Source organism: Oleiphilus sp. HI0117 (assembly GCF_001635235.1).
Genome location: NZ_LWGA01001448.1, coordinates 1 through 967 on the forward strand (window position 1 = coordinate 1; position 967 = coordinate 967).

1 protein-coding gene is annotated in these 967 nt (G+C 46.4%); it reads left to right on the forward strand.

The window, feature by feature from the left end:
* Positions 1–808: NRDE family protein (locus tag A3757_RS24195; protein ID WP_068740442.1), on the forward strand; the 808-nt coding region annotated here is incomplete at its 5' end.
* Between the last annotated feature and the right edge of the window lie 159 nt (positions 809–967).

Here is a 967-nt window from a genome sequence, read left to right on the forward strand (position 1 = left end):
GGTCATTCTTTCAATGTGTTTAATAGTTTTTGATTGGCAGCCCGAGCAAGCACGAATACTGACACTCGCCTCAAATAGAGATGAGTACTACGCCCGCCCTACACTTAACGCTCATTTCTGGGAAGATAGCCCTGACATATTTGGCGGCCGAGATTTAAAAATGGGTGGCACCTGGTTAGCCCTTTCCAAAGGTGGCCGCCTCGCTGCAATTACAAATTATCGCGCGCCAGACTCCAGAGTATACGAACGATCTCGTGGAGAAATTCCCTCAAGCTTCCTTCAAGCAAGCTGCTCTGCAAATGAGTTTGCAGCTCAAATTTCAAGCGATGAATATGCCGGATTTAACGCTCTTCTGTTTGATGGCTCAGACTTGGTATATTGCCATAATCGTGGTCAGACGAGAGGTAGTCAAACCCTAAAGCCGGGACGGTATGGCTTAAGTAACCACCTGCTAGATACGCCTTGGCCAAAAGTACGAAAAACCAAAACAGCTCTCGAACAGGCCCGGCAGAACCCTGATAACACTGAAGCAGCTAGACACTTACTGTTGGCACTACAGAACCAAGAACAAGCATCGCCTGAAGAACTGCCGCAGACAGGCATCCCTCAAGAGTTTGAGCAAGTGCTCTCTTCCCCCTTTATTAGAACGCCCAACTATGGAACTCGTGCGAGCAGCGTCATCATTATTGATAAAGAAACTTTAGGTACGGCTAAGAACGAGCAGATCAATAAAGCTTTCTTTCTTGAACGTCAGTATCAGAAGGGTAGCAGCAAATTTAACGACAACATAACAAACATAACTTTTTAAGCTAGAGCTCGACAGACTCTAGCTCATTGCAAGCTACCGTCATCTTCAGATCGATTACCTTTTAGCTGTTGAACCTGGCGCTTAATGACATGCTGAACCAATGTTTCCTGATCAATTTCGGTGACATTAACGAAGTCAGCGCGCGCAAGCCAGGGCTTG